8 protein-coding genes are annotated in these 7,545 nt (G+C 70.6%); all 8 read left to right on the top strand.

Going from position 1 to position 7,545, the window contains the following annotated elements; all coding sequences use genetic code 11:
- Positions 1-871, top strand: an 871-nt coding sequence (locus tag AC6EI8_RS02410) for a beta-ketoacyl synthase N-terminal-like domain-containing protein (RefSeq protein WP_498381186.1), incomplete at its 5' end; no start/stop codon positions are given.
- A gap of 98 nt (positions 872-969) precedes the next feature.
- Entirely contained in the window at positions 970-1,398 is a 429-nt protein-coding gene (locus AC6EI8_RS02405; RefSeq protein WP_498381188.1) for a hotdog family protein, read from the top strand.
- Positions 1,395-2,126: a 3-oxoacyl-ACP reductase FabG gene (gene fabG / locus AC6EI8_RS02400; protein WP_498381185.1), complete on the top strand. Its 732-nt coding sequence runs from the start codon at positions 1,395-1,397 to the stop codon at positions 2,124-2,126. Before AC6EI8_RS02405 ends, fabG begins: the two co-directional genes overlap by 4 nt.
- Positions 2,123-3,352 (top strand): beta-ketoacyl-ACP synthase, encoded by a 1,230-nt coding sequence (locus tag AC6EI8_RS02395; RefSeq protein WP_498381184.1) that lies wholly within the window; start codon positions 2,123-2,125, stop codon positions 3,350-3,352. The genes fabG and AC6EI8_RS02395 overlap by 4 nt, the downstream gene beginning before the upstream one ends.
- A 49-nt stretch (positions 3,353-3,401) precedes the next feature.
- Entirely contained in the window at positions 3,402-3,851 is a 450-nt protein-coding gene (locus AC6EI8_RS02390) for an excinuclease ATPase subunit (protein ID WP_498381183.1), read from the top strand.
- Positions 3,852-3,879: 28 nt separating this feature from the next.
- Positions 3,880-4,623 (top strand): 4'-phosphopantetheinyl transferase family protein, encoded by a 744-nt coding sequence (locus AC6EI8_RS02385; protein WP_498381182.1) that lies wholly within the window; start codon positions 3,880-3,882, stop codon positions 4,621-4,623.
- A gap of 72 nt (positions 4,624-4,695) precedes the next feature.
- Positions 4,696-6,267, top strand: a complete 1,572-nt coding sequence (locus AC6EI8_RS02380; protein ID WP_498381181.1) for an HAL/PAL/TAL family ammonia-lyase — start codon at positions 4,696-4,698, stop codon at positions 6,265-6,267.
- The gene (locus AC6EI8_RS02375) at positions 6,264-7,511 is read left to right on the top strand and encodes a cation:proton antiporter (protein WP_498381180.1); all 1,248 of its coding nucleotides are present in this window, start codon (positions 6,264-6,266) and stop codon (positions 7,509-7,511) included. Before AC6EI8_RS02380 ends, AC6EI8_RS02375 begins: the two co-directional genes overlap by 4 nt.
- The last annotated feature ends 34 nt before the right edge of the window (positions 7,512-7,545 follow it).

Here is a 7,545-nt window from a genome sequence, read left to right as displayed (position 1 = left end):
CTCCGGCATCCGCGAGGGCGGCGAGGCGGTGCGCACGCGGCTGGCGCATGGCCGCTGGCCGGATGGCTTCCACTATGCCCAGCAGGAACTGGGCACCACGGCGGCCTTCGTGGCCGCGCAGCTCGGCGCCCGCGGACCCGCCTACACGCTGTCCACTGCTTGTTCGTCCGGTGCCAAGACGCTGGCGGCCGCGGCGCGGCTGCTGAACGCCGGCATCGCCGATGCCGTGATCGCCGGCGCGGCCGATTCGCTGTGCCCGTTCACGATCGGCGGGTTCAGCGCACTGGCGGCCGTGTCCGCCGCGCGCGCCAACCCATTCTCCGTGCATCGCACCGGCATCAACCTGGGCGAGGGCGCGGCGCTGTTCGTGGTGTCGCGCGAGCCCGGGCCTGTGCGGCTCTCCGGCTGGGGCGAGAGCTCCGATGCGTACCATATTTCCGCGCCGGACCCCGACGGCAAGGGCGCCGGGCAGGCGATGCGGCAAGCGCTCGCGCGGGCCGGCCTCGATCCGGCGCAGATCGACTATCTGAACCTGCATGGCACCGGCACCGAGCACAACGACGCGATGGAATCGCGGGCCGTGCATGCGGTGCTGGGCCCGGAAGTGCCCGCCAGTTCCACCAAGCCGATGACCGGCCATGCGCTCGGCGCGGCGGGCGCGATCGAGGCCGCGCTGCTGTGGCAGACGCTGGTCGACAACCCGGACGGCCGGCTGCCGCCGCATTGGTGGGACGGCGTGGCCGATCCCGCGCTGCCCCCATTGCGGCTGGTGGGCCCGAGCGAGCGGCTCGGCCGCGCGCCACGCCATGCGATGAGCAGCTCGTTTGCCTTCGGCGGCAGCAACTGCGCCCTGATCCTCAGTGCGGCGTAACGACGATGACCATGACCATGACCACCGCGACTTCCGCGATTACCGAGACCACCGGCATTCCAGCAGTCCAGGGCCACGATCCCGGCGATATCGCCGCCATGGTGCCGCACGGCGGCGCGATGCTGCTGCTCGATGCGCTGCTCCATGCGGACGAGGACCACGCGGTTGCACGCACCACCGTGCGCTCCACGCAGCTGTTCGTCGACGCGCACGGCATGCCGGCCTGGGTCGGCATCGAATACATGGCGCAAACCATTGCCGCATGGTCGGGCGCGCGGGCGCGCCGCGCCGGCAGCGCGCCGGCGATCGGCTTCCTGCTCGGTTCGCGCCGCTATACCTGCGACGTGCCGGCATTTCCCCGCGGCAGCGTGCTGACCATCACCGCCCGCGTCGAGCTGATCGGCGACAACGGCCTGGGCATGTTCTCGTGCGCCATCGACATGGACGGGCGCGAGGTCGCCCGCGCCAACGTTTCCGTTTTCCAGCCTGCGGACGCGCAGGCTTTCTTGCAAGGACACCAGCCATGAGCGACCACACCGTCCTCGTGACCGGCTCCTCGCGGGGCATCGGCCGCGCCATCGCGCTGCGGCTGGCACGCGCGGGCCATGACATCGTAGTGCACTGCCGTTCGCGGCGCGACGAGGCCGAATCCGTCGCCGACATGGTGCGCAGCTTCGGCCGCGCCGCACGTGTGCTGGCCTTCGACGTCGCCGATCGCGAGCAGTCCGCGCAGGCGCTGCAGCAGGATATCGAGACGCACGGCGCCTACTACGGCGTGGTCTGCAATGCGGGCATCGCGCGCGATGCCGCCTTCCCGGCGATGACCGGCGCCGAGTGGGACGAGGTCATCCATACCAACCTCGATGCCTTCTACAACGTGCTGAACCCGGTGGTGATGCCGATGGTCCAGCGGCGCGCACCGGGCCGCATCGTCACCCTGTCGTCGGTGTCCGGCCTGGTCGGCAACCGCGGGCAGGCCAACTACAGCGCCGCCAAGGCCGGCATCATCGGCGCCACCAAGGCGCTGGCGATCGAGCTGGCCAAGCGTCAGATCACCGTCAATTGCGTGGCCCCGGGGCTGATCGACACCGACATGATCGACGCCGCCGTTCGCGACGAGGCGTTGCGGCTGATCCCGGCGCGCCGCATGGGCACGCCCGACGAGGTCGCCGCTACCGTGGCCTTCCTGCTGTCGGCCGACGCGGGCTACATCACGCGCCAGGTGATCTCGGTCAACGGAGGGATGTTCGGATGAAGCGCGTCGTCGTCACCGGTGCCGGCGCCATCAGCGCGCTGGGCAACGATTGGACCGCGGTCGCGCCGCGGCTGCGCGGCGGCCAGAGCGCCGTCGTCAGGATGGAGGACTGGAGCAGGTACAAGGGCCTGAACACGCAACTGGCCGCGCCGGTTCCGGACTTCGAGACGCCGGCGCACTACACGCGCAAGCGCACCCGCGGCATGGGCCGCGTGGCGCTGATGGCGGTGCTGGCCAGCGAGGCGGCCCTGCGCGATGCGGGGCTGTATGGCGACCCGCTGGTGACCAGCGGCGAGCTCGGCATTGCCTACGGTTCCTCCACGGGCACGCCCGAAGCGGTGGCGGACTTCGGCCGGATGCTGCTGGACTGCTCCACCGAGGGCGTCAGCGCGACCACCTACATCCGCATGATGCCGCATACCACCGCGGTCAATATCGGCGTGTTCTTCGGCATCACCGGCCGCATCCTGACGACCTCCAGCGCCTGCACGTCGGGCAGCCAGGGCATCGGCTACGCCTACGAAACCATCCGCGCCGGCCGCCAGGTTGCGATGCTGGCAGGCGGCGCCGAGGAGCTGGATCCGACCGAGGCGGCGGTGTTCGACACGCTGTTCGCCACCAGCACCCGCAACGACGCACCGCAGACCACGCCGCGACCGTTCGACGCCGAGCGCGACGGCCTGGTGCTGGGCGAGGGCGCCGGCACCCTGGTGCTGGAGGAACTCGAACACGCGCGCGCACGCGGCGCCCGCATCCTGGCCGAGGTGGTCGGCTTCGGCACCAACAGCGATGGCGCCCACGTGACGCAGCCCAATGCCGACACGATGGCGCAGGCGATGCGGCTGGCCTTGCGCGACGGTGGCGTCGATCCTTCGTCCATCGGCTATGTGAATGCGCACGGCACCGCGACCGACCACGGCGACGTGGCCGAGTCGCATGCCACCCATGCGGTGCTGGGTGCCGGCGTACCGATCAGCTCATTGAAGAGCTACCTCGGCCATACGCTCGGCGCATGCGGCGCACTGGAGGCGTGGTTGACCATCGAGATGATGCGGGCCGGCTGGTTCGCGCCCACGCTGAATCTGACGACGCCGGACCCGCGCTGCGCACCGCTGGACTACATCGCCGGCGACGGACGCGTGCTCGAAGTCGACCACGTGATGAGCAACAACTTCGCCTTCGGCGGCATCAACACCTCCCTGGTGTTCCGGCGCTGGACGGACTGAACGGTCCGGCTTGCGCCTGATTTCTTGAACCTCGACAACAAGGAAAATCATGAAGTTCGGTCGATACGCAGTCCTCGCAGCCATCGCTACCGGCGCCCTGGCCAGCGCACCCGCCAGCGCGCGCGACACCAAGTACCTGCTGCCCATCCAGGACGTGCTCGATATGCCGGAGGCCAAGGAGAAGCTCGACGGTTCGGTACGCTTCTTCTTTGCCGGCCAGCGCACGCCCAAGGTACTGGAGACCAAGGGCAGCGACGTGTCGAACCGCAAGACCAACGGCGTGGGCAAGAGCGACGAGGAAGCCTGCCGCTGGGCGGCGCTGTCGGCCTTGCTGTCGTTCCAGGACAAGGCGAAGACGATGGACGCCAACGCCGTCGTCAACCTGGTCAGCTATTACAAGAAGAACGAGATGGCCAGTGCCGATCAGTACGAGTGCCATGCCGGCGCGGTGGTGGTCGGTGTCGCGCTGAAGGGCGACTACGCCCGCGTGGGCAACTGAGTCGCGGGTCCGGCGCGTGGCGATCTCCGTGCGGCTGCGATCGATCGGCGCGCTGATGGCAGGCGTGGGCGCGGATCCCCACGCCTGGCTGTCGCCGTCCGAGCGCGCGCGTCTTGCCGGCATCCATGCGCCGCGGCGCGCCGCCCAGTTCGTCGCCGGCCGCTGGCTGGCCCGCGCGCTGCTGGCGGAGCGCTTCGGCGGTGTGCCGCACGATTGGACGATCGTTGCATCGCCGGATGGTGGACCGCTGGTGGCGGGCCATGCGGACAAGCATCTTTCGATCGCGCATGGCGGTGACAGTGTCGCCTGCGCGGTCGGCGAGCGTCGGCTTGGCCTCGATCTCGAGGTGCGCCGGCCCGGACGGTCGCGCGCGGCGCTGCTGGAGGCGATCACCAGCGCCGCGGAACGCAGCCTGCTGGGCGGCGTCGTGTGCGCCGGACACGAGGACGAGGCGGACGATGCCGAAACGCTGGCCCTGGAAGCTTGGACCTTGAAGGAGGCCGCGCTCAAATGCCGGGGCGGCGAGTTGTTCTCGACCATGCTCGGCCATCGTGCCGGCATCCGTCCCGCGGGGCCCGCGCACGCCGGCATTCCGGCCAACGGCTGTACCTGGTGGCACGGCGACACCGTCGTGGCGGTGGTCAGCGATCCGCTGCTGCCCGAACTGGACCATGGCGGCGCCGGCCCCGACGCGCCGCGGCATTGGCAGGTGGCGATGCCGGTCCCGTGCGCCGACTTCCTGCCACGATCGGCGGCGTCCGCGTCCGGCTGACCGTCCCGTTTCCGATCCGATTCTCCGTGCCGTTTTATTTGTCCCGCTTCTTTCTTCCCGATTCCTCGAACCATGCGCATCTCCCCGCAGTCCTCTTCCGACGCAGGCTCCGGCTCGGCCGGCAGCGCTCGTCCGGCCACCGTCATCTTCGACGGGACTCCCCTGACGGTGGAGGACGTTGCCGCGCTGGCCCGCCGCGATGCGGTCGCCAGCCTGTCGGAGTCCGCCACGTTCCGTGACCGCATCGAGCGCGGCATGGCGTTTCTCGACCGGCTGCTGGCGGAGGAGGGCCGAATCTACGGGGTCACGACGGGGTACGGCGACTCCTGCGGTGTCGAAGTCCCGGTGGCGATGGCGGACCGGCTGCCGCCGCGCCTGTACACCTTCCACGGCTGCGGCCTGGGCCGCATGCTCGACGCCGAGGAGACTCGCGCCGTGCTGGCGGCGCGCCTGGCCTCGCTGTGCCAGGGCTATTCCGCGGTCAGCCCGGCCTTGCTGGAACAGCTGGCCGCCCTGCTGGCGAACGATGTGTTGCCGTGCATCCCGGCCGAAGGCTCGGTCGGCGCCAGCGGCGACCTGACGCCGCTGTCCTACGTCGCCGCGGTGCTGTGCGGCGAGCGCGACGTCATGGTCGCGGGCCGGCGCATGGCCGCGGCCGATGCGCTGGCCCAGCTGGGCCGGGCGCCGCTGCGTTTGCGCCCGAAGGAAGCGCTGGCCATCATGAACGGCACCGCCGTGATGACCGGCCTCGCATGCCTGGCCTGGCAGCGCGCACGACAACTGGCGCAGCTGGCCTGCGCGATCACCGCCGGCGCGGTCGCCGCGACCGATGGCAACCCCTATCACTTCGACCCCACGCTGTTCGCAGCCAAGCCGCACCCGGGTCAGTTGCGCGCGGCCGCGGCCATCCGCGGCTGGCTGGGCGACGAGCAGGCGCCGCGCCACGCGCACCGGCTGCAGGACCGCTATTCGCTGCGCTGCGCACCCCATGTGATCGGCGTTCTCGAGGATGCGCTGGACTGGTCGCGGCAATGGATCGAGACCGAGCTGAACAGCGCCAACGACAATCCCCTGGTCGATCCGGACGAGGAGCGCGTGCTGCATGGCGGCCATTTCTACGGCGGCCATATCGCGTTCGCGATGGATGGCCTCAAGGCCGCGGTGGCCAGCGTGGCCGACCTGCTCGACCGTCAATTCGCGCTGCTGGCCGATCCTCGCCACAATCATGGCCTGCCCGCCAATCTGTCGGGCGCCACCGGCGACGACGCCTGCCTGAACCACGGCCTGAAGGCGCTGCAGATCGGCGTGTCGGCGTGGACCGCCGAGGCGCTGAAGGCGACCATGCCCGCTGCCTCGTTCTCGCGTTCGACCGAGTGCCACAACCAGGACAAGGTCAGCATGGGCACGATTGCCGCGCGCGACTGCCTGCGCGTGCTCGAACTGAGCGAGCAGGTGGCTGCGGCGATGTTGGTGGCCGTGCGGCAAGGCGTGGCGCTGCGGCGACGGGCCGCCGGCGTGCCGCCCGCCGCGCTGGCGCCCTTCGAGCAGCGGCTGAACGCCGCCATTCCCTTCATCGCGCAGGACCGTGCGCTGGATCGCGAGCTGATCGCGCTGGTCGGCGAGATCCGGGAGGGCCGCTGGTGAACGGTGCCGCCGTCTTCTTTCTGCAGGCCGCCATCGTCGTCGGCCTGCCTTACGCGCTGTGGCGGCTGTTCGGCAAGGGCCGGGTGCTGCCGCTGGTCGTGGTGCAGATCCTGGTCGGCATCGGCCTGGGTCCGACAGGACTGGGGCGCTGGTTTCCCGAAGCGTGGGCAGCGCTGTTCGGTCCGCAGGCGCTGGCCATGTTCGGCGGCCTGCAATGGCTCGCGGTGACGCTGTTCTGCTTCCTGACCGGCCTGCACCTGCGCGAGACGGAGTTGGGCGGTCAGCCGCGCGCCGCTGTGGCAGCGGGTGTCGGCGGCATCGTGCTGCCGTTTGCGCTGGGCACGGCCGCCGGTGCCTGGCTGGTGGCGGACCTGCCGCAGCTCGCTGGCCCCAACGCCGGTCCGGTCGGCTTCGCGCTGGCACTTGGCCTCTGCAGCGCGGTGACCGCGCTGCCGGTGCTGGCCGCGATCCTGCGCGAGATGGGGATGGCCAGCACGGGCATGGGGCACCTTGCGTTGCGCTGTGCTGCGCTGACCGATGGCGTGGTGTGGCTCGTGCTGGCCGTGGTGCTGGTCGGGCATGGCGAAGGCGCCGGACCGGTCGGCGTGGCGATGCTGGCACTGGCCTATCTGGCCGCCTGCCTGCTGGTCGTGCGGCCGTTGCTGGCGCGCTGGCTGTCGCGCGATGCCTGGCACGCCGAGCCGCTTCTGGCCGTTGCGCTGGTCACGGTGCTGCTGTCGGCCTTCCTGTCGGAACTGGTCGGATTGCACCATGTGATGGGCGGCTTCGTCGCCGGGCTGGTATGGCCGCGCCAACATGCGTCGCCCATCAGGAAGCTGCTGGAGCCGGCCACGGTGGTGGTATTGCTGCCGTTCTTCTTCCTCGCGGCGGGCTTGCGCACCACGGTGGGCATGGCCGACGGCGAAGTGCTGCGGGTGTTCGCAATCGCGGTGGCCGTGGCGGTCGTCGGCAAGACCGTCGGCGTGGCGGTGCCGGCGCGGCTGGCAGGCCTTGACTGGCGCGAGGCGTGGACCCTGGGCGCGCTGCTGCAGACCAAGGGCCTGGTCGAGGTCGTGGTGCTGGGCATCCTGCTCGATGCCGGCTTGATCGCCGGCCCCGCGTTCTCCGGCCTGTTGTGGATGGCGTTGGCGACCACGGTGTTGGCACGTCCGCTTGCCGCCTTCGCAATGCGCGGGTCCGCGCGGTGGGGCGAGCATGCAGGGGGCGCGGCGGAGCGGAGTTAGCAGCGAACCTGGCAGCGAGGTTGTCGACGTTGGC

Source organism: Cupriavidus sp. R6-3, assembly GCF_059772245.1.
The sequence above is the reverse complement of the archived record's forward strand: the minus strand, read 5'-3'. Positions and strand labels throughout refer to the sequence as shown.

Coding starts and splice junctions, on each gene's coding strand:
- AC6EI8_RS02405 (WP_498381188.1), top strand. CDS start 970: ATGGTGCCGCACGGCGGCGCGATGCTGCTGCTCGATGCGCTGCTCCAT.
- fabG (WP_498381185.1), top strand. CDS start 1,395: ATGAGCGACCACACCGTCCTCGTGACCGGCTCCTCGCGGGGCATCGGC.
- AC6EI8_RS02395 (WP_498381184.1), top strand. CDS start 2,123: ATGAAGCGCGTCGTCGTCACCGGTGCCGGCGCCATCAGCGCGCTGGGC.
- AC6EI8_RS02390 (WP_498381183.1), top strand. CDS start 3,402: ATGAAGTTCGGTCGATACGCAGTCCTCGCAGCCATCGCTACCGGCGCC.
- AC6EI8_RS02380 (WP_498381181.1), top strand. CDS start 4,696: ATGCGCATCTCCCCGCAGTCCTCTTCCGACGCAGGCTCCGGCTCGGCC.